The 18,990-nt window shown below is 72.4% G+C and carries 20 protein-coding genes; 7 read left to right on the top strand and 13 right to left on the bottom strand.

Annotated features, from left to right (window positions below):
* Positions 1–69 precede the first annotated feature (69 nt).
* The 3 genes from ACTMTF_RS01360 to mmuM all read left to right on the top strand — a co-directional run bounded on the left by ACTMTF_RS01360 (position 70) and on the right by mmuM (position 3,972).
* On the top strand, positions 70–675 hold the full coding sequence (locus ACTMTF_RS01360; protein WP_441108839.1) for a helix-turn-helix domain-containing protein: 606 nt from the start codon (positions 70–72) through the stop codon (positions 673–675).
* Entirely contained in the window at positions 672–2,987 is a 2,316-nt protein-coding gene (locus tag ACTMTF_RS01355; protein ID WP_441108838.1) for a VIT domain-containing protein, read from the top strand. The genes ACTMTF_RS01360 and ACTMTF_RS01355 overlap by 4 nt, the downstream gene beginning before the upstream one ends.
* A 118-nt stretch (positions 2,988–3,105) precedes the next feature.
* The gene (mmuM, locus tag ACTMTF_RS01350) at positions 3,106–3,972 is read left to right on the top strand and encodes a homocysteine S-methyltransferase (RefSeq protein WP_441108837.1); all 867 of its coding nucleotides are present in this window, start codon (positions 3,106–3,108) and stop codon (positions 3,970–3,972) included.
* A 97-nt stretch (positions 3,973–4,069) separates the two neighbouring features.
* Here the strand turns inward: mmuM and ACTMTF_RS01345 are convergent, their stop codons facing one another.
* Positions 4,070–4,498, bottom strand: coding sequence for a DoxX family protein (locus tag ACTMTF_RS01345; RefSeq protein ID WP_397001112.1), 429 nt, complete (start codon positions 4,496–4,498; stop codon positions 4,070–4,072).
* 81 nt (positions 4,499–4,579) lie between these two features.
* Here ACTMTF_RS01345 and ACTMTF_RS01340 point away from each other — a divergent pair, with 81 nt between their 5' ends.
* Positions 4,580–5,035 (top strand): MarR family winged helix-turn-helix transcriptional regulator, encoded by a 456-nt coding sequence (locus ACTMTF_RS01340; protein ID WP_397001114.1) that lies wholly within the window; start codon positions 4,580–4,582, stop codon positions 5,033–5,035.
* Positions 5,036–5,050: 15 nt separating this feature from the next.
* Here the strand turns inward: ACTMTF_RS01340 and ACTMTF_RS01335 are convergent, their stop codons facing one another.
* Positions 5,051–5,752, bottom strand: coding sequence for a lysophospholipid acyltransferase family protein (locus tag ACTMTF_RS01335; RefSeq protein ID WP_441108836.1), 702 nt, complete (start codon positions 5,750–5,752; stop codon positions 5,051–5,053).
* Between the two features lie 146 nt (positions 5,753–5,898).
* Between ACTMTF_RS01335 and ACTMTF_RS01330 the strand changes: the two genes are divergently transcribed.
* On the top strand, positions 5,899–6,657 hold the full coding sequence (locus ACTMTF_RS01330) for an alpha/beta hydrolase (RefSeq protein WP_441108835.1): 759 nt from the start codon (positions 5,899–5,901) through the stop codon (positions 6,655–6,657).
* Between the two features lie 46 nt (positions 6,658–6,703).
* A complete protein-coding gene (locus ACTMTF_RS01325) occupies positions 6,704–7,189 on the top strand; it encodes a hypothetical protein (protein WP_397001120.1) in 486 nt (161 codons plus the stop codon).
* 32 nt (positions 7,190–7,221) lie between these two features.
* On the opposite strand, the gene ACTMTF_RS01320 is transcribed toward ACTMTF_RS01325, so the two are convergent.
* Genes ACTMTF_RS01320 through ACTMTF_RS01290 form a run of 7 tightly spaced genes read right to left on the bottom strand, consistent with a single transcriptional unit; the run spans position 7,222 to position 13,000 of the window.
* The gene (locus tag ACTMTF_RS01320) at positions 7,222–8,346 is read right to left on the bottom strand and encodes a hypothetical protein (protein WP_441108834.1); all 1,125 of its coding nucleotides are present in this window, start codon (positions 8,344–8,346) and stop codon (positions 7,222–7,224) included.
* A 37-nt stretch (positions 8,347–8,383) separates the two neighbouring features.
* The gene (locus tag ACTMTF_RS01315; protein ID WP_441108833.1) at positions 8,384–9,079 is read right to left on the bottom strand and encodes an endonuclease/exonuclease/phosphatase family protein; all 696 of its coding nucleotides are present in this window, start codon (positions 9,077–9,079) and stop codon (positions 8,384–8,386) included.
* A gap of 29 nt (positions 9,080–9,108) precedes the next feature.
* Positions 9,109–10,041: an ROK family glucokinase gene (locus ACTMTF_RS01310; RefSeq protein ID WP_397001126.1), complete on the bottom strand. Its 933-nt coding sequence runs from the start codon at positions 10,039–10,041 to the stop codon at positions 9,109–9,111.
* Positions 10,042–10,055: 14 nt separating this feature from the next.
* A complete protein-coding gene (locus tag ACTMTF_RS01305) occupies positions 10,056–10,496 on the bottom strand; it encodes a hypothetical protein (protein ID WP_441108832.1) in 441 nt (146 codons plus the stop codon).
* A 34-nt stretch (positions 10,497–10,530) separates the two neighbouring features.
* Positions 10,531–11,745, bottom strand: a complete 1,215-nt coding sequence (locus tag ACTMTF_RS01300) for an ArsA family ATPase (RefSeq protein ID WP_397001130.1) — start codon at positions 11,743–11,745, stop codon at positions 10,531–10,533.
* A 2-nt stretch (positions 11,746–11,747) separates the two neighbouring features.
* Positions 11,748–12,185, bottom strand: a complete 438-nt coding sequence (locus ACTMTF_RS01295; protein WP_441108831.1) for an SRPBCC family protein — start codon at positions 12,183–12,185, stop codon at positions 11,748–11,750.
* 47 nt (positions 12,186–12,232) lie between these two features.
* A complete protein-coding gene (locus ACTMTF_RS01290) occupies positions 12,233–13,000 on the bottom strand; it encodes a metallophosphoesterase family protein (protein WP_397001134.1) in 768 nt (255 codons plus the stop codon).
* Positions 13,001–13,141: 141 nt separating this feature from the next.
* On the opposite strand from ACTMTF_RS01290, the gene ACTMTF_RS01285 reads away from it, so the two are divergent.
* Positions 13,142–14,920, top strand: a complete 1,779-nt coding sequence (locus tag ACTMTF_RS01285; RefSeq protein WP_441108830.1) for an AMP-dependent synthetase/ligase — start codon at positions 13,142–13,144, stop codon at positions 14,918–14,920.
* Positions 14,921–14,973: 53 nt separating this feature from the next.
* Here the strand turns inward: ACTMTF_RS01285 and ACTMTF_RS01280 are convergent, their stop codons facing one another.
* From ACTMTF_RS01280 to ACTMTF_RS01265, 4 genes are all read right to left on the bottom strand, one after another.
* Positions 14,974–16,071, bottom strand: coding sequence for a glycosyltransferase family 4 protein (locus ACTMTF_RS01280; protein WP_441108829.1), 1,098 nt, complete (start codon positions 16,069–16,071; stop codon positions 14,974–14,976).
* Complete coding sequence (locus ACTMTF_RS01275) at positions 16,068–17,588, bottom strand: M48 family metallopeptidase (RefSeq protein ID WP_441108828.1); 1,521 nt, start codon at positions 17,586–17,588, stop codon at positions 16,068–16,070. Before ACTMTF_RS01275 ends, ACTMTF_RS01280 begins: the two co-directional genes overlap by 4 nt.
* A gap of 10 nt (positions 17,589–17,598) precedes the next feature.
* Positions 17,599–18,396, bottom strand: coding sequence for a hypothetical protein (locus tag ACTMTF_RS01270; RefSeq protein WP_441108827.1), 798 nt, complete (start codon positions 18,394–18,396; stop codon positions 17,599–17,601).
* Positions 18,397–18,517: 121 nt separating this feature from the next.
* Entirely contained in the window at positions 18,518–18,961 is a 444-nt protein-coding gene (locus ACTMTF_RS01265) for a C40 family peptidase (protein WP_441108826.1), read from the bottom strand.
* Positions 18,962–18,990 lie beyond the last annotated feature (29 nt).

Here is an 18,990-nt window from a genome sequence, read left to right as displayed (position 1 = left end):
TCCGGCCTTCATTCCCGCTGGTCACCGCTATCCTTGACAGTGCAATAGTGACAGTGTCACTGTGGAGATATGAGCGACACCTGGACCATCGGCGAGCTGGCGGAGCACGCGGCCGACGCGCTGCGCGCGCACGGCCAGCCGCTCAACGGCCGGGTCCGCGACGTGCCGGGCGAGCGCCTGATCAGGTGGTACACCACGATCGGGCTCGTCGACCCACCGCTGTCGCGGCGCGGCAGGATCGCCCGGTACGGCAGGCGTCACCTGCTCCAGCTCGTGGCCGTCAAACGGATGCAGGCCGGCGGGATGTCCATCGCCGACATCCAGGCGGCCCTGGCCGGTGCGACGGACGCGATGCTGGAGGAGGCCGCCGGATCCGGCGCCCAGCGCCCGGCGCCGGCTGCACCGCCTCCGGACGGCCGGGGAACCAGGTTCTGGACCAGAAGCCCCGCGGACACCGTGTCCGCCCGGCCGGACACCACGCACGGCACCACGCCCCAGGGCGACGGCACTGGCGAGGGCGCGGCGGGGGCGCCGGTGCGCGGGGTCCGGCTGGGGGGCGGGGTGTCGCTGCTGCTCGACGGCGCGGGTCGCACCCTGACGAAGGACGACGTACAAGCCGTGCTCGCAGCGGCCGGACCGCTGCTCGCGGTGCTCGAAGAGAGGAAACTGACATGAGGATCACGTCGCTCGAGCCCGCCCGATGCGCACCGCTGCCCGACGCCGGGTTCGGCGCGCTGCGGACCGAGCGCGGCAACCTGCCGCTGGACAGCGTCGACGTGGCCGCCCGCATCGCCGGGCTCGACGCCGGAGTCGAGGTGACGCAGGGGTTCCGCAACCCGTTCGACGTCACCCTGGAGGCCACCTATGTCTTCCCGCTGCCCGACAGGGCGGCGGTGACGGCGTTCACCATGGAGGCGGACGACCGGGTGATCGAGGGCGTCCTGAAGGAGCGCGGCCAGGCCAGAGCCGACTACGACCGGGCACTGCGTGAAGGCAGGCGGGCGGCGATCGCCGAGGAGGACCGCCCCGACGTGTTCACCATCAGGGTGGGCAACATCCTGCCCGGCGAGCGGGTCACGATCAGGCTGACGATGAGCCAGCCGCTGCCGTACGAGGACGGGGCGGCCACCTTCCGCTTCCCGCTGGTCGTCGCGCCGCGCTACATCCCCGGCAGCCCGATCGACGGTCCGCCCGCCGGTGACGGCACCGCGCCCGACACCGACGCGGTGCCCGACGCCTCCCGGATCACTCCCCCGGTCCTGCTGCCTGGCTTCCCGGACCCGGTCCGGCTCAGCCTCACCGCCACGGTCGACGCGGGCGGGCTGGAGCTGCGGGAGCTCGCCTCCAGCCTGCACGTGGTGGAGGAGGAGGCCGGCACCGTACGACTGCGCCCCGGCGAGCGGCTGGACCGCGACTTCATCCTGCGGCTGGCGTTCGACGCGTCCACGTCGTTGCGGCTCGACGGCGCGGGGACGTTCGCGCTGACCGTCGTGCCGCCGGAGCTGGAGTCGGCCCGCCGGCCGCGCGACCTGGTGCTGCTGCTGGACCGGTCGGGCAGCATGGGCGGCTGGAAGATGGTCGCCGCGCGCAGGGCGGCGGCCCGCATCGTGGACACGCTCACCCCGCAGGACCGCTTCGCGGTGCTGGCCTTCGACTCGGTGGTGGAGTCCGCCTTCGAGGGCCTCGCCGAAGGATCCGACCGCCGGCGCTACCGCGCGGTCGAGCACCTGGCGCGGGTGGACGCGCGGGGCGGCACCGAGCTGCTCGAACCGCTGCGCCAGGCCATCGCCCTGCTGGACGGCCCGCACGACCGGGAGCGGGTCGTGGTGCTGGTCACCGACGGCCAGGTGGGCAACGAGGACCAGATCCTGGAGCAGGCCGGCGGGGCGCTGTCGGCCATGCGGGTGCACGCGGTCGGCATCGACCGGGCGGTGAACGCCGCCTTCCTCGGCCGGCTGGCCGGGCTCGGCGCGGGCCGCTGCGAGCTGGTGGAGTCGGAGGACCGGCTGGACGCCGCCATGGAGCAGATCCACCGGCGGATCGGCGCGCCGCTGGTGACCGACCTGTCGCTGAAGGACCTCGACGTCGAGCCGGGTACGGTCACCCACCTGGGCAGCATCTTCCCCGGCGTGCCGCTGCGGGTGCACGGCCGCTACCGGGGCGGCTCGTCGGTGACCGTGCGCGGGCTGGCGGCGGGCACGCCCTGGGAGCAGCGCGTGCCTGGCGGCGTCGTGGACAATCCGGCCATCCGCGCCGTCTGGGCGCGCGCTCACCTGCGTGAGCTGGAGGACCGGTACGCCATGGGCGAGCACGAGCTGGAGGCGGAGATCGTACGCGTCTCGCTGGAGTACGGCGTGCTGTGCCGGTTCACCGCGTACGTGGCGGTGGACAGCCGGCAGGTCGCCGACGGCGGCCCCGAGCACCGCGTCATCCAGCCGGTGGAGCCGCCGAGCGGCTGGGAGCAGCCGCCGAGCGCGCCGATGTCCTTCGGCTTCGCCGCGATGGCGGCGCAGTCTCCCCGGGGGATGAGCACCATGGCCGCGCCCGACCCCGGCTTCTCCGCCACCCTGGGCGCGGAGGCCGGGCCCGCCGGGATGCCACCGGCCGGGATGCCGGCGGGCGGAAGGCCGGGAGGCCACCCGCGCGCGCCGATGTTCGCCCGGCCCGCGCCGCCCAGTCCCGCGCCGCACGGCCTGGACACGGTCAGGGCGCAGCTCGTCGCGGAGCTCGACCGGCTCACGGCCCTGCGCACCCCGGACGTGCTCTACCTGGCCGACCTCGGCTCCCGGCTGGCGGCGCTGGCGGCCCACCTCGGCGGCCACGCCGAGCTCGCCGCCCTGGCCCGCGAGCTGGAGGCGGCCGAACAGCCGGGCGCCGACCCGGAGGCGCTGCGGCTGCGCGCCGTCGAGGTCCTCACGGCCCTGACGGGAGGCTCACCGACGACCGGCCCCGACGCCCCTCACCGCCCCTTCTGGAAGCGCGCCTGACCCGGCCGGGCGGCGTCGCTCGCCGCGGGCGTACCGGTGGCCGCGAGCCGGCAGATCAGGATGAGATCGGCCGGCTCGCGGGGGACGGGCAGCGGCGCCGGGACCATACTCTGGACGGGTGACCACACTCGTCCTCGACGGTGGCCTGTCCACCCAACTCGAAGCGCTCGGCGCCGATCTCGGCGACGAGCTCTGGTCCGCGCGGCTGCTCCTGGAGGATCCGGCGCTCATCAGGAGCGCGCACGCGGCCTACTTCTCCGCCGGGGCGGACGTGGCCACGACCGCGAGCTACCAGGCGTCCCTGCCCGGCTTCGCCCGCAAGGGCCTGGACGCGGCGCAGGCGGAGCGGCTGATGAGGCTGTCGGTGGAGCTGGCGGCACAGGCCCGCGACGAGGCGGGCGGCGGCCTGGTGGCGGCCTCGATCGGCCCTTACGGCGCCTTCCTGGCCAACGGCGCCGAGTACACCGGCGACTACGACCTCGACGAGGACGGCCTGCTCGCCTGGCACCGGCCGCGCTGGGAGATCCTCGCCTCGTCCGAGGCCGACCTGCTGGCCTGCGAGACCATCCCCTCCTACGCCGAGGCGAAGGCGCTGGCCAGGCTGCTGGCCGAGACGCCCGCGGTCAAGGTGTGGGTGAGCTTCTCCTGCCGTGACGCCGCCCACCTCAACGACGGCACCCCGATCACCGAGGCGGCCGCGCTGTTCACCGGCGACTCGCAGGTGGTGGCCGTCGGCGCCAACTGCACGGCGCCGCGCCACATCCCCGGCCTGATCGCCTCGCTCACCGGGAGGCTACCGGTGGTGGTCTACCCCAACTCGGGAGAGACCTGGGACGCCGGGCGACGGCGGTGGACGGGCACGGCCGACCCGGTGGAGTACGGCCAGGCGGCCAAGGAATGGCAGGCCGCGGGCGCCTCGCTGATCGGCGGCTGCTGTCGCACCACTCCCGAGCACATCAGGCAGATCCGGGCCCACCTGTCCTGACACCCGGACCGCCCCCGGACTGACCCGACCGCCGGACTGTTGAGACAGCTGGACCGACCGCTGGACCGACCGCTGGACGGGGGCCGCGTACAGGGCGTCAGGCGGAGACGGACGCCGGGGTGCGGCGACGGCCGAGCACGGTGTCGAGCGCCAGCGCGCCGCCGCCGGTGAAGCCGATGGCCAGGCTGGCCGCGGCGAGCGCCAGGACGAACTCGTAGCCGCCCTCGGCCGCCGAGAAGCCGGCCGACAGGTGCACGAACAGGATCGCGCCCACCATGTCGAGCGCCAGCAACGTCCCGGCGATGGGCAGCCCGACGCCGAGGATCAGCGCGATGCCGCCGGCCACCTCGAGCGCCGCGACCAGCGGGGCGGCCACACCGGCCAGCGGGATCCCGACCGACTCGAAGAACTTGGTGGTGCCCGCGATGCCCATCGTCGCGAACTTCTGGTAGCCGTGCACCAGGAAGATCACCCCGATGGCCACCCGAGCGAGCAGCAGTGAGACATTACGCGCCTGGTCGATCATCCTGACTCCTCATTGTTTGTTCAGATTTGAACCAGCAGGTTAGCGCGAAGTACAAAAGTGAACAACCAGTACACTTGGGCGGTGACAGAGACCCGGTGGCTCGACGCGACAGAAATGGCGGCCTGGCGCGCCTTTGTGTCCACCACACATCTGCTCGAACGGCGCATTGAGGAGCAGCTCAAATCGGCCGCCGGGCTGACCCATCCACAATACGAGGTCCTGGTCCGGTTGGCAGACGCACCGGGCCGACAGATGCGCATGTCAGAGCTCGCCAGGGTCGTCGTGGCATCGAAAAGCGCGCTTACCTACCAGATCACCCAGTTGGAGAAGACGGGGCTGGTCGAGCGGACCACCTGCCCGTCCGACGAGCGGGGCGTCCTGGCCGTGATCACCGAGGCGGGGCTGGAGTGCCTGCGCCGGGTGGCCCCCGGTCACGTGGACGTGGTGCGCGCCTTCCTGATCGACCAGCTCACCCGGGAAGAGCTCGAGTCGATGACCACCGCCATGCGCAAGACGGAGCAGGCGCTGCGCCGGTGACCCGGTGTGGTCGGCTCAGCCGCCGGTCGCGCGGGCCGCGCGCTCCATCTCCACCTTGGCGCTGGCGGCGTACTTGTCGACGTACTCCTGCTCCGACAGCTCCATCAGGGCGTACATGATCTCGTCCGTCACCGCGCGCAACACCAGCCGGTCCTCCTCCATCCCGTAGTAGCGGGAGAAGTCCAGCGGCTTGCCGAACCGGATGCCGGGCCGGATGCCCAGCTTGGGCAGGTGGCTCCCCGGAGGCATCATCTCGAAGGTGTTGATCATCGCCCACGGGACGACCGGCGCGCGCGACTCCAGCGCCAGCCTGGCGACGCCCGTCTTGCCCTTGTAGAGGCGCCCGTCGGGCGAGCGGGTGCCCTCCGGATAGATGCCGAGCAGGTGGCCCTCGCGCAGCACGCGCAGGCCGGTGCGCAACGCGGCCTCACTGGCCTTGCCGCCCGAGCGGTCGATCGGCACCGTGCCGACCCCGCTGAAGAACAGCCTGCTGAGGTAGCCTTTGATGCCACGGCCGGTGAAGTAGTCGGACTTACCGAGTGAGATGACCTTGCGGCGCAGATTCAGCGGGCCGAAGAAATGGTCGGCGAAGGACAGATGATTTCCGGCCAGGATGGCCGGCCCCTGCTTGGGCACGTTCTCGACGCCTTCGGCCCATGGGCGGAAGACGATGCGGAGGATCGGCCCCAAGATGGCCTTGACCACCCAGTACAACACCCGGCCACCTCTTCCTCATGCTTTGGTCTCAAGCGTAGTCATCATTCCACCTAGACCCCGATGCTCCTACACCAGCGCTCGCACAATTGCCCCAGATCGTGCGACGATCGGGCAGTTCGGGGATGAAATTGCATGGAGGAGCTGTTATGCCGCTCATGCCAGGCGCTGAGCCGTACCACCACCAAGCAGGCGAGGTCGGTGTGCTGCTGTGCCACGGCTTCACCGGCACCCCGCAGTCGCTCCGGCCGTGGGGCGAGCATCTGGCCGGGCACGGGGTGAGCGTGTCGCTGCCCCGGCAGCCCGGACACGGCACCACCTGGCAGGAGATGAACCACACCCGGTGGGAGGACTGGTACGCCGAGGTCGACAAGGCGTTCAAGGACCTCCAGGGCCGCTGCACAGAGGTGTTCGTGGCGGGGCTGTCGCTGGGCGGCTGCCTGGCGTTGCGGCTGGCCGAGGTGCACGGCGAGGCGATCAGAGGGGTTATGGTGGTCAATCCCTCGATCACCAACGACGTGCCGCTGCTGCGGCTGGCGCCGGTGCTCAAGTGGTTCATCGCGTCAGTGCCGGGGGTGGCCAACGATGTGAAGAAGCCGGGAGTGTCCGAGCTGGCCTATGCCCGCACTCCGGTGAAGGCGGCCGCGTCGCTGCCCGAGCTGTGGTCGCTGGTCCAGGCCGATCTCCACCGGGTGGTGCAGCCGCTGCTGGTCTTCCACAGCGCCGACGACCACGTGGTGAAACCGAAAAGCGTGGCGATCATTCGCCAGAAGGTGCCTCAGGCCACGATCGAGGAGCTTACCGATAGCTACCATGTTGCGACGCTGGACAACGATGCCGACAGGATCTTTGCCGGCAGCCTCGACTTCATCCGGACACATGCCTCGGTACCCTTGCAGAGGGACTGATCGCACCCAGGGGGAAGTCGCGATCGCTGCGGAGAGGCCGATCTAGGTGACGCCCCAGAGTGACGAGGACGAGGTCTGGCGGCAGATCGTCGCGTCCTTCAACGACACGGCCGAGCGCGACTCGGCTGACCAGCCATGGCCGGACAGCGAGAACGTCCCCGCCGAGCCCCTGCGCCGGGTGGTGAAGCCGCCGGAGGAGTTCGACGACGAGCAGCCGCCCGGCGAGCGGGACGAGGCCGGCCAGGCGACCGACGAGTCCGAGGAGGACGACGAGGAGCAGGACGAGGGGCACTTCGAGCCTCCCGTGCCGCCCCCGCTGCCCAAGCTGGACCTGACGACCAAGCTCGCGTGGGTGGCGCTGTTCGGCGGCCCCGCCTATCTGCTGGTCGCGGCGGTGGCCGACTGGCACATGGACGGCTGGGCGCTGTTCACCGCCGTGGCCGCGTTCATCGGCGGGTTCGTGGCGCTGGTGGTGCGGATGGGCGACGGCCCGCCCGGCAACGACGGCTGGGACGACGGAGCGGTCCTCTAGGACGCTAGGCCCAGGACGCTAGGCCCAGGACGCTAGGACTTGGCGGGCTCGGGGACACCGGGCCCGAAGGACTCCACCACGTCGGTGTAGCGCTCCCGGGCGTCCACGGCGTGCCCGACCGCCCACACCGCCTGCTTGCCCGCCAGGTAGGTGACGGCCTGCAGCCTGACGCTGCTCCTGCCTTCCACCTCGCCGCCGCGGATGACCTCGCACGAGCGCTTGTCGCAGCGCAGCATGAACGGCTCCGCCGCGCGCTCCGGGTCGTACCCGGAGATCCAGTAGTGGCCCTTGCCGTCACCCGTGACGCCGTACAGGCGCACGGACCGGATCGGCAGCGCCAGCTGCCGCCAGCGCTTGCCGTTCCAGGCGAGCGCGAGCGGCTCCACCTCGCCGGGACCGCGGTAGACGCCGCCGACGGCCAGCGCCCGCTTGCCGCTGTCGACCTGGATGTCGCGCAGGTAGCCGCCCGGGATGTGCGGCACCGGCATGGACTTCCAGGTGTCGCCGGTGTGGTGCATGATGAGCGGCGCCGTGCCGGTGTCGCCGACGGCGAACGCGCCGGCCACCGCGTAGAGGGCGCCCTCCTCCTTGGTGACCTGGAAGGTCCACTCACCCTCGTGCCAGCCGACGATCAGGCCGTTGTCGTCGCGGCTGCCGACCGCCACCACGCGCTCGTCGCCGGCGTAGACGCCGCCGAGCCAGTCGCCGCTGCGCAGCCCCTCCGGCCTGACCCGGTCGAAGCCGTTCACGTCGCCGCGGGCGAGGTAGGGCAGGCCGTCGTGGCCGTCTCCGGCCGCCCACACCTGGCCGGCCGAGGCGGAGACGGCACGCAGGTTGCCGGCGCCGGTGGAGTCGCGGATGGCGACCTCGCTCCAGCGCTCGCCGTTCCAGTGGCGGATCGTGCCGCGGTTCTTCCACACGTCCCAGATCTGCTGCTGGCCGACCGCCCACACGTCGCCGGAGGACAGGGCCAGCACGTCGGACAGCGATCCGTCGGCCGTCAGGCGTACGGTGCTCGACTCCTGCCACGCGTCGATGGCGGCGGGGCGGGGGTCGGTGTGGCGGGGGTCGGCGTGCGCGGCGGGTGAAGCCGCAGGCAGGGCCACGGACGTCGCCAGGATCAAGGTGAGCGCACGCCGCAGAGTGCGACGGGTCATGAGCAAATGCTATTGGGTGAGCGGTGTCGATTGCCCGTTACGGGACAACTCGCAACTCGGCGAGGACCGGCAGATGGTCGCTCGCCTCGGTCAGATCGGCGTTCGCGGCGGCCACGCCGCCGCAGGAGACGACGCGCGTGTCGCGCGTGGCGAACAGCGCGTCGATGCGATGCTGGGGCCGCCTGGCGGGGAAGGTGAGCCCGTCGCCACCGGGCGCGGCGGCGTAGCAGTCGGTGAGCTGGGCGGCGAGGTAGCGCCAGGTGGGCCGCTGCGGGTGCTCGTTGAGGTCGCCGCCGAGCAGCATCCCGGCGTCGAACCTGGAGGCCGCGCGGCGCATCAGCGCCATGGCCTCGGCGGCGTGCCGGAGCCTGGCCGGCTCGCTGAGATCGAGGTGGAGGGAGCCGACGGCGAGCCGGACCCCCTCGACCGCCACGACGGCGACGGCCAGCGCGCGGGTCTCCAGGCCGGCGATGACGCTGAGCAGGTGGCTCTCGGCGTGCAGCACCTCGACGCGGGGGCCGGTGAGCACGGCCACGCCACCGCGCCTGCGGCCCGCGGCGACCCGCAGGCCGCACCGGGCGGCCAGGTCCCGGCGCCTGGCCCGCCAGTTGAGCAGCCGGGGCGCCTCCTGGACGCACACGACGTCGGCGCGCATGGCGCTGATCACCCGCCGCAGGGCCGGGACGCTGTCCCTCAGGCCTCGCACGTTGTAGGTGGCGGCGGTGACGGTCACGTACGGCCCACCATGGGTCAGCGCGCCGGTCAGCGCCTGCGGGCCAGGTCGGCGGCGCCCACCAGGCCGGCCGAGGCGCCGAGCTCGGCCAGGCGCACGTCGGCGACCGGCCGGTGCCCCTTGCCGGTCAGCCGCTCCTCGAACGCCTCGCGGGCCCGGTCGAAGAACAGGTCGGCGGCGCGGGACACGCCGCCGCCCAGGATGAAGCAGCCGGGGTCGAGCACCGCGGCGAGGTCGGCCATGCCCTGACCGAGCCAGTCGGCGACGGTGGCGAACGCGTCGAGCGAGGCCTTGTCACCCTGCCGGGCCGCCTCGGTGACCTCCTCGCCCTCGATCTTGCCGCCGGCCAGCCCGATGAGGATCTCGGCCCGTTCCGGGTGCGCGCTGGCGGTCTCCCTGGCGTCGGCGACCAGCGCGTTGCCGCTGGCGTACTGCTCCCAGCAGCCGTGGCGGCCGCATCCGCACAGGCGCCCGTCCGGCACCACCTGCATGTGGCCCAGCTCGGCGCCCATCCCCCACCGGCCACGGTAGAGGCGGCCGTCGAAGACGATGCCGCCGCCGATGCCGGTGCCGACGGTCAGGCAGATGACGTGGGACTGCCCGCGGCCGGCGCCGAACCTGACCTCGGCCCAGGCCATGGCGTTGGCGTCGTTCTCCACCACGACGGGCAGCCCGACCAGCCCGCTGATCTTCTTCTGCAGCGGCTCCTCGCGCCAGGCGAGGTTGGGGGCGAAGCGCACGATCGAGCGGGTCTCGTCGACGAACCCGGCCGCGCCGATGCCGACGGCCTCGATCTGCCGGCCCTGCGACAGCTCGCGCACGACGTCGGCGACCGTGTCGGCGACCACGTCCGGCCGGTCGGCGGCGGTCGGCCTGAGTGTGTGGGCGACGATCGTTCCGTCATCGTCGACCACACCCGCGGCCACCTTGGTGCCGCCGATGTCCACACCGATCGTGAGCATTACCGATGTCCCCTTTATCCCAGATCTATGTGTTCCACATTGTCGCGGCCGTCGTCGTCTCGCGGTGTACGGGGGGTGGCCGGCTTGTTCAGCGAGTCGAGGGCCTGGCGGAACGCGGCGAACAGCTCGCCGCCCGCGGCCATGATGTGCCCGGCGACGTCGCCGGCCGCGCCGCCGACACCGGACCCGGCCCCCGCGGCGGCCGCCTCACGCTGGGCGGCGATGGCCCGGCAGAAGGGGCACGCGCGGCAGATGTACTCGTCCTCGGGCTCGGAGACCGCCTCGCCCCACACGTCCTTCTCCGTGCGGGAGCCGCCCCCGCCCGTGAAGGAGTTGAACACGCTCTTGCCGACCTGGCGGGTGGCGCGTCCCTGGATCGCGTCGAAGAGCTTGCGCGCCTCCTCCGCGACGGTCCCGATGGGATCCCTGTCGTTGTTAGCGGTGTTGTCTGTCATGTGCCCTCCCGGCTCGTGCGCTCACCCTCGTGGCTCACGTCGCGGCCGGTCCCGCATCCGGGTGGCCCGTTACGTTAGCTTCGTCGGGTTTCGCCTCCGAGGTGAACCGTACCCGGAGGACGCCGTCGCGGAGCACCGCGCCGCTGATCTTCCGGCGGGCCAGCGACGAGGGCAGCGCCAGGATCCTCCGGTACGGGCCCGTCGTGATGATCAGCTCGTCGCCCTTGCGGGCCAGGTCGACGTCACCCCGCTCGGCGCCGGGCAGGGCGAGGGTCAGCTCGTCGGCGGCCAGCCGCAGCGGCGGCGGCGCCGTGGGGGCGGCGAACGGGTCGGCCTCGCCGTAGAGCACCGCGCCGACCTCGGCCAGCGCGTCCTTGCCCACGGGCTCGGCCGGCAGGTAGGGGACGACGTGGATGGGCAGCGGCGCGAACGACTCCTCCGCCTCGGCCAGCAGCCGGGACTGAGCCGCCACCCACTGAGCACGCCACTCGTCGGCGCCACCGGCGGGGAAGACCCGGTTGGCGATGACGGCGTCGACGCGGTAGCCGTACAGGTTGAGGGAGGTGAGGGTGCGGCGGGCCTCGGCGAGCACCACGGACTCGGGGGTGAGCACCAGGCGCACCGAGGCCCGGTCGCCGGTGAGGAGCTCGCGCACCTCCAGCAGGCCGCGGTGGAGGCGCTCACCCGCGCCCATCACCTCCTCCCCCGGCGTGCTGACGCGGGCCACGCCGCGCACGAACGGGGAGACCAGCCGCATCAGCTTGCGGCCGACGGGCATCAGCCTGGTCATGTGCCACTCGAGTGCCTCGGGCAGGGCGAGCAGCCGCAGCGTCTCGGCGGTGGGGGCGCAGTCGACGACGATGACGTCCCAGCGGCCCTCGCGGGCGTGCTCGCGCAGCTCCAGCAGGGCGATGATCTCCTCGGCGCCGGGCAGGACGGTGATCTCCTCGGAGGTGATCTCGTCCAGGCCCAGCTCGATCAGGAGGTTGCGGGCGTAGTCCTGCAGCTCGCCCCAGTGGCGCTCCATCGTCGCCTGGGTGTCGACCTGGTGCAGGTGCAGGCCCGGCGCGACCTCCAGGTCATCACGATCCGGCCGCACGTCGAGCGCGTCGGCCAGCGAGTGGGCGGTGTCGGTGGAGACGACCAGCGTCTTGAGCCCGCGCTTGGCGGCGAGGGTGGCGGTGGCCGCCGCGGCGGTCGTCTTGCCGACGCCGCCTTTGCCGGTGAAGAGCAGGACCCGGGGGCTCACCTTCAGCGGCCTTCGACGCGCTTCTTGAGCCCCTTGAGGGCGGTGTCCACGATCACCTTCTCCGCCTTGCGCTTGATCATCCCGATCATGGGGACGGCGAGGTCGACCGCGAGCTCGTACGTCACCTCGATCCCCCTGCCCGTGTCGCCGAGCAGATAACTCCCGTCGAGCCGCGAGACCATCTTGCCGGGCTCGGTCACCCGCCAGCTGACGCTCTGGTCGTCCTGCCAGGTGTAGGCGAGGGTGTAGGTGTCGCTGATCACGCCGGCGTCGAGGACGAACCGGACCGTCTCCGGTCTGCCGTCGGCGCCCGTGGTGAGCACCTCGGTGCTCTTCACCTGCCCGGCCCACTCGGGGTAGGCCGCCAGGTCGGCGATGACCGCCATCACGGCGGCGCGGCCGGCGTCGATGGTGATGCTCGAAGTGGTGCGATCAGCCATGCGACCACCGTAGTGCAGAATCGGTCGATCGCGGTGGACTCCGGTTCTCACCATTCGAGGACGTACGGAACGCCTTTTCCCCGGAAATGACCCACGTTCACACATTCGGTGCGGCCGATGCGGGTGCGCCGGTGGAGCGGCTGGTGCACATGCCCGAACAGGGCGTAGCGCGGCTGCGTGCGCCTGATCGCCTCCAGGGTCGCCTCGCTGCCCCGCTCGAAGCGCCTGGCGACCACGTCGTAGAGCAGTTCCGGCACCGCGGGCGGGATGTGGCAGCACAACACGTCCACCTCTCCGACGGCCGCCACCTTGGCGGCGTACTCCTCGTCGCTGATCTCGTACGGCGTGCGGTAGTCGGTCCGCAGGCCGCCGCCGACGAAGCCGAAGCGCAGGCCGCCGATCTCCACGCTCTCGCCGTCGAGCACCCGCTGGCCTGGCCGCAGGTAGTCGCCCCACAGGCGCGGGATGTCCACGTTGCCGTAGGTGAGGTAGGAGGGCACCGGCATGGCGGCGAACAGGTCGCGGTACTGGGCGCGCACGTTGCGCTCGATGTGCTCGCGCGGGTCGCCGCCGAGGCTCGCCCACAGCGTGGCGGCCATGGCCCTGGCCTCGTCGAACCGCTTGGCGGTGCGCAGGGCGATGAACCTGCCGGCCTGCTCCGCGCCGAACAGGTCGGCGAAGATGCCCTGCGCGTGGTCGGCGTAGTCGATGAACAGGATCAGGTCGCCGAGACAGATCAGGGCGTCGGCGCCGTCGCCCGCCCGGGCCAGCGCGTCGGTCCGGCCGTGCACGTCGCTGACCACGTGGACCCTCATGCGGGGCATCTTACGAGCCGGGACTGCTAGCGTGATGAACGGCCTTCATAACGCCTGGATGACGAGGGCTACCGGCGCGTAACTTAACCCGGTAACGTCCAGGCCGTCATCCGTGGCGTGCACCCGGAGGAGTGTGGATCCGTGCGCGAGTACAGCGTCCCCGTGCTGGTGGATGTTCCCGCCTCAGCCTGTCTGACCGACACCGTCTTCGAGCGGGGTGAGCGGGAGCCCGGCAGGGTCATCATGCGCCGCAAGATCGGTGACGGCTGGCCCGCCGTGACCGCCGGCGAGTTCCGCGACCAGGTGGTGGCGCTCGCCCGTGGGCTGGTCGCGGCCGGGATCGAGCACGGCGACCGGGTGGCGCTGGTGTCGCGCACCCGCTACGAGTGGACCCTCATCGACTACGCGATCTGGACGATCGGCGCGGTGACCGTGCCGATCTACGAGACGTCCTCGGTCGAGCAGGTCCGGTGGATCCTGTCCGACAGTGAGGTCAAGGCCGCCTTCGTCGAGCTCGACGCGCACGAGGAGACCGTGCGGGAGGCCGCGCCCACGCTGAAGAACGTCTGGCGGGTCGACGCCGCCCTCGACGGCTCCGGCGTCGAGGACGCCGAGGTGGCCGGGCGCAGGGCGCGGGTGACCGCGTCGGACCTGGCGACGGTCGTCTACACCTCCGGCACCACCGGCAGGCCCAAGGGCTGCCTGATCAGCCACGACAACCTGCTGTTCACGGCGCGCAACGTGGCGTCGGGGCCGCTGGAGCCGCTGTTCTCCGCCAAGGATCCGGCCGGGCTGCTGTTCCTGCCGCTGGCGCACATCTTCGCGCGCATGATCCAGGTGGTGCTCATCGAGGCGGGCGCGGTCATCGCGCACACCCCGAACATGAAGAACGTCGCCCCCGACCTCCAGGACTTCAAGCCGACGTTCCTGCTGGGCGTGCCCCGGGTCTTCGAGAAGGTCTACAACAGCGCCGAGCAGAAGGCCATCGCGGGCGGCAAGGGCAAGATCTTCGCCCGCGCCGTGGACGTGGCCGTCGCCTGGAGCAAGGCCGAGAGCGCCGGCGGGGCGGGCGTCGGGCTCCGGCTGCGGCACGCCCTGTTCGACAGGCTCGTGTACGGCAAGCTCCGCGCGGCTACGGGCGGCAGGCTGTCGGCGGCGGTGTCCGGCGGATCGGCGCTGGGCGAGCGGCTGGGCCACTTCTTCAAGGGCGTCGGCATCGAGGTCTTCGAGGGCTACGGCCTGACCGAGACCTCCGCCCCCTGCTCGGTCAACATGCCGGGCGCCAACAAGATCGGCACGGTGGGCAAGCCGCTGCCGGGCGTCACCCTGCGCATCGCCGACGACGGCGAGGTGCTGGCCAGGGGACGCAACGTGTTCGGCGGCTACTGGCACAACGACGAGGCCACGGGCGAGGTGCTCGACGCCGACGGGTGGTTCCACACGGGCGACGTGGGCGAGCTCGACGCCGACGGCTACCTGAGCATCACCGGCCGCAAGAAGGAGATCCTGGTGACGGCCGCGGGCAAGAACGTCGCGCCGGGCCCGCTGGAGGACGCCCTGCGGGCGCATCCGCTGATCTCCCAGGCCATGGTCGTGGGTGACGGGCGGCCGTTCGTGGCGGCCCTGATCACCCTGGACCCGGAGGCGCTGGAGCAGTGGGCGCCCGCCAACGGGCTGTCCTCCGCCGCGCCCGCCGAGCTGCGCGCCGACGCGCGGATCCTGGCGGAGGTGCAGGGGGCGGTCGACCGGGCCAACAGCATGGTGTCCAGGCCGGAGCAGATCAAGAAGTTCACCGTGCTGGCCGCGGACATCACCGAGGAGAGCGGCCACCTGACGCCGACGCTCAAGGTCAAGCGCAACCTCATCGTGAAGGACTTCGCCGCCGACATCGAGGCTCTCTACACCGGGGACCAGCGCTAGAGCAGCGCTACAGCAGGGCCCGTCACAGCAGGGGCCGTCACAACAGGGGGCCGTCACAGCAGGGCGCGGAAGCGGGCGGCCGCCTGGTCCCAGGACCACTCCCCGGCGATCCAGTCGCGGCCGGCCGCGCCGAGCTTGCGCGCCTGGTCGGGGTTGGCCAGCAGCTCGATCAGCGCGGCGGCGATGTCCTCGACGCTGTCGCCGTCGACGACGAGGCCGGTCTCGCGGTGCCGCACCGCCTCGGGTGCGCCGCCGGAGTCGCCCGCCACGACCGGCAGCCCGGTCGCGGACGCCTCCAGGAAGACGATGCCGAGCCCTTCCACGTCCACGCCGCCCCATCGGGTGCGGCACGGCATGGCGAAGACGTCGGCGGCGGCGTAGTAGCCGGGCAGGTCGGCGGCGGGGACGGTGCCGGTGAACACGATCGACGGCCGGCCCGCCGCGAGCTTGTCCAGCTCGCGGCGGTACGGGCCGCCGCCCACCAGCAGCAGCACCGCGTCCGGCACCGCCCGCAGCACCTCGGGCCAGGCCCGGATGAGCTGGTCCTGCCCTTTGCGCGGCACCAGCCTGGACACGCAGGCGACCACCGGCCGGCCGCTCAGCCCCGCGAGCTCGCGCGGCTCCGCCCTGACCGCCGGGGGGCGGAACAGCTCGGTGTCCACGCCCGGCGCGAGCCGTACCAGCTTGTCCTCCCCGATCACGGCCGCCAGCCGGGCGCGGGTGTAGTCGCCCAGGTAGGTGACCACGTCGGCGTGCTCGCCGATCCTGCGCAGCACCGAGCGGAAGACCGGTGCGCCGGCCCACGACGCCTCGTGGCCGTGGGTGAGCATCACCACCCGCCGCGCGCCCGCCGCGCGCAGGCGCGGGGCGAGCAGGCCGAGCGGCGCCGCCGCGCCCAGCACGACCGTGCCCGCGCCGTGCTCGGCGACCAGCCGGGCGGCCCGGCGGGCGACGGCGGGCGTGGGCAGCATGAGCCGGCCCGGGTGACGCACGATCCGGTACGGCTGCCGCCGGTCGAATTCGGCGCACCCGGGCCAGGCCGGGGCGTAGACGGCCGCGTCCGGCGTGCGCAGGGCGAGGCCGTGCACGAACGACTGGATGCCGCCCGGCCGGGGCGGGAAGTCGTTCGTGACGAAGACCACCTTGGTCACGGGCCGGGGACGCCGTTCAGTTCTGCCCAGGAGCGCGCGAGGGCGATCCGCTGAGGAGTCGTGGGATGAGATGCATAGAGCACATATTCCACCGCATCCGGCGACAAGTCAGAAATGTTGGTGCTTGCCAGGCGTTTCTGCATCGCGGCGAACGTGACCGGGTCCCTCGTCAGGTCCAGGGCATGGACATCGGCCCTGGCCTCGACGGTGCGGCTGAGCATGTTCTGGACGGGGCCGGACAGGAACGTGGCCAGGGTCATCAACCCCATGATCACGCCGACCGCGCGGGGATCGGTGATCGAGGCGATGCCCGTACGCCTGCGCAGCAGCCGGAACCCGAGGAACAGCATGATCGCGCCGAGCGCGGTCCCCATCGCGCCGACGAGCGTGCCGTAGAGCACGTCGTCACGCTTGGCGTGACCCAGCTCGTGCGCCACGATCAGCTCCACCTCGGGCTGCGGCGCCTTGAGCAGGGTGTCGTAGACCACGATCCGGCGGGTGGCGCCGAAACCGGAGACGTAGGCGTTGAGCGCGGTCGTCCTGCGTGAGGCGTCGGCCACCAGCACGTCCTCCACCGGGACGCCGTCGCGCTCGGCCATCGCCATCAGGTTGGTGCGCAGCGGCCCGGCGGGCATGGCGTGGAAGTCGTTGAACACCGGCTCGAACACCACGGGGTAGACGAAGGAGGCGCTCACGGTCAGCGCGAACGCCCCCACCGCGGCGGGAATCCACCAGCGCCTGATCCGGCGGGCCAGGGCCACGATCGCGAGCACCATGACGGTCAGCAGGGCCGCGTTGATGCCAATGCCCTTGAGCCGGTCCGCCGTCCAGCCCACCCAGTCCTGGGTGGACAGCCCGTAGTCGCGCAGCACCGTCTCGAACCAGATGCCGAGCGGCCAGCGCAGGGCCTCCTCGATCGCGGTGATGGCGAACACGCCCAGCAGGACCCGCACCCACCACGGGCCGCGCACCCATCCCAGCAGCTTCGCGCCGAGCGGGGTGGCGACGAGCAGGCCCGCGAACACCAGGCCGAGCCCGAGGGACAGGTAGCTGGGCAGGCTGGTGGCCGCGTCGAACGCCTGCGACCTGGCCAGCTGGGCGGCGGTGAAATCCCGGGCCGGGTCGGGCGTGACGGCGGGCGCGGACGAAGGCAGCGCCTGCCAGGGCGTGGTGAACGCCACCACGCCCACCAGCACGGCGCCCAGCACGGCGAACGCCGCCCCGGCCTGCCGCCGCAGCATCGTGGCCCGCCGCTCGTCCCCCGCTTCCGCCACACCCCTCCCCTGCCCCTCTGGAGGCCGTCCAGCACCGCTGCCGGGCGCGGCTCCCCCCTCCGGGGCCGGTCCAGCGGGTCGCCCCGCTGCGGGCCGTCCAGCGCCGTCGCCGGGCGCGGCTCGACCGGCGGGCTCGGCGCTCTCGCCGGCCTCCACGGCCACCTCGCCGGCCTCTACGGCCACCTCACCCGCCTCTGTGACGCCGACGTCGTCGTCCGCCGCGTCGTTTCTGTTCTGGTCCATTCGCGTCCCCTCACGCCAGCTGGTCGCGCATGTACGCGCGCCACCGCTCCGTCAGCATGCCGGTCGAGAGCCCCAGCGAGGCGAGCGCCCCGTCGACGCCGCCCGCCTGAGCTTCACGGTAGAGCCTCACCAGGGTCCTCTCACCCCGGTGCCCGGCGAGGAAGCGACACGCCAGCCAGGCCTCCTGGTACGCCCGCGCGAGCCTGGCGCCGTCGCCCTGGAGGGCGAAGTCCGCCGGTCCCGGCAGATGGCGGGGGATTCGTCCCGCTCTGACCTCGGCGGCGAGCTCGGCGGCGGCCACCCGCACGGGCAGCCCGGCGTCCCGGTAGGCGACGTAGTCGGCGAAACCCTCGTAGAGCCAGATCGGCAGCCCGCCGGTGCCCGCGGCGACATGGGTCAGCTCGTGCGTCAGCACCACGTCCCTGCCGGTCGGCGTGAGCCGGGCGAAGAACTCGGGCACCACGATCACCCGGCCGTCGTCCGCCACGGCGGCCAGCCCGTCGACCGACGCCACCCCGGCGAGCCCGGCAGCCTCGGCGGCGGAGCCGGGCACCAGGACCACGGGACGCACCGGCCGGCCCAGCACGGCCGCCACCCGCCGCCCGGCCGTGTCGGCCCGGCGTGCCAGGTCGCGGAGGAGCTCGGCGGGCGCGTGGCGCCCGGCGACCGAAGAGCTTCTCCCTCGTACGACCACCGCTTCGTCACCCCACGGGGCCGGGACCTCGGCGAGGTCCGGAGCGCTGGCCGTGGCGGCCCCGGCCAGCAGCAGGGCCGCCAGCACCGCTCGACGGCTCACCCGCACGGACACGATGCCCGATGGTAGCCGCCCGAACGGCAGATCCGCCCCGAAGACGGCCCGATGGCGGTCTGATGGGCCCGGGACGGCCGAAGGCCCCGTCCCGGGCGGGACGGGGCCTTCGGACCGGGGATCACAACCCGGGACGTACCGCGCCCACGAACGACGACTTGCGCCATCCCGCGAGCTTCTCGATGCGCACCCGTTCGCCTGTCCTCGGCGAATGGATCATCTTGCCGCCGCCGACGTACATGCCGACGTGACCGAGCCCGCGGAAGAACAGCAGGTCTCCTTCCCGCAGGTTCTTGTAGGAGACTTTCGTCCTGATGCGCGCGAACTGGCTGTACGTGACGCGCGGGATCTTCACTCCGGCCTTCTTCCAGGCGAACTGGACGAGACCCGAGCAGTCGAACGAACCAGGTCCGGTGCCGCCGTAACGGTACGGGTCACCGATCTGCTTCTTGGCCACCGCGACCGCCTTACCGGCCATCAGCTGTTGCCGAGCGACCTTGGCCCGCTTCGCGGACTTGGCGGACTTGGCCGCCTTCGTCCCGGAGGAGCCGGAGGATTCGCTCATCGTCGCCGCCTGCGCCGACGTGGCAGGGA

The organism is Nonomuraea sp. ZG12 (assembly GCF_052068115.1).
Lineage (GTDB): Bacteria > Actinomycetota > Actinomycetes > Streptosporangiales > Streptosporangiaceae > Nonomuraea.
Note: the sequence above shows the minus strand (reverse complement) of the source record. Positions and strands in the feature narration are given on the sequence as shown.

What these genes read in the sequence shown, in the direction of transcription:
- ACTMTF_RS01360 (WP_441108839.1), top strand. Translation starts at nt 70, where the DNA reads ATGAGCGACACCTGGACCATCGGCGAGCTGGCGGAGCACGCGGCCGAC.
- ACTMTF_RS01355 (WP_441108838.1), top strand. Translation starts at nt 672, where the DNA reads ATGAGGATCACGTCGCTCGAGCCCGCCCGATGCGCACCGCTGCCCGAC.
- ACTMTF_RS01345 (WP_397001112.1), bottom strand. Translation starts at nt 4,498, where the DNA reads ATGATCGACCAGGCGCGTAATGTCTCACTGCTGCTCGCTCGGGTGGCC.
- ACTMTF_RS01330 (WP_441108835.1), top strand. Translation starts at nt 5,899, where the DNA reads ATGCCGCTCATGCCAGGCGCTGAGCCGTACCACCACCAAGCAGGCGAG.
- ACTMTF_RS01320 (WP_441108834.1), bottom strand. Translation starts at nt 8,346, where the DNA reads ATGACCCGTCGCACTCTGCGGCGTGCGCTCACCTTGATCCTGGCGACG.
- ACTMTF_RS01310 (WP_397001126.1), bottom strand. Translation starts at nt 10,041, where the DNA reads ATGCTCACGATCGGTGTGGACATCGGCGGCACCAAGGTGGCCGCGGGT.
- ACTMTF_RS01305 (WP_441108832.1), bottom strand. Translation starts at nt 10,496, where the DNA reads ATGACAGACAACACCGCTAACAACGACAGGGATCCCATCGGGACCGTC.
- ACTMTF_RS01295 (WP_441108831.1), bottom strand. Translation starts at nt 12,185, where the DNA reads ATGGCTGATCGCACCACTTCGAGCATCACCATCGACGCCGGCCGCGCC.
- ACTMTF_RS01290 (WP_397001134.1), bottom strand. Translation starts at nt 13,000, where the DNA reads ATGAGGGTCCACGTGGTCAGCGACGTGCACGGCCGGACCGACGCGCTG.
- ACTMTF_RS01275 (WP_441108828.1), bottom strand. Translation starts at nt 17,588, where the DNA reads ATGGACCAGAACAGAAACGACGCGGCGGACGACGACGTCGGCGTCACA.
- ACTMTF_RS01265 (WP_441108826.1), bottom strand. Translation starts at nt 18,961, where the DNA reads ATGAGCGAATCCTCCGGCTCCTCCGGGACGAAGGCGGCCAAGTCCGCC.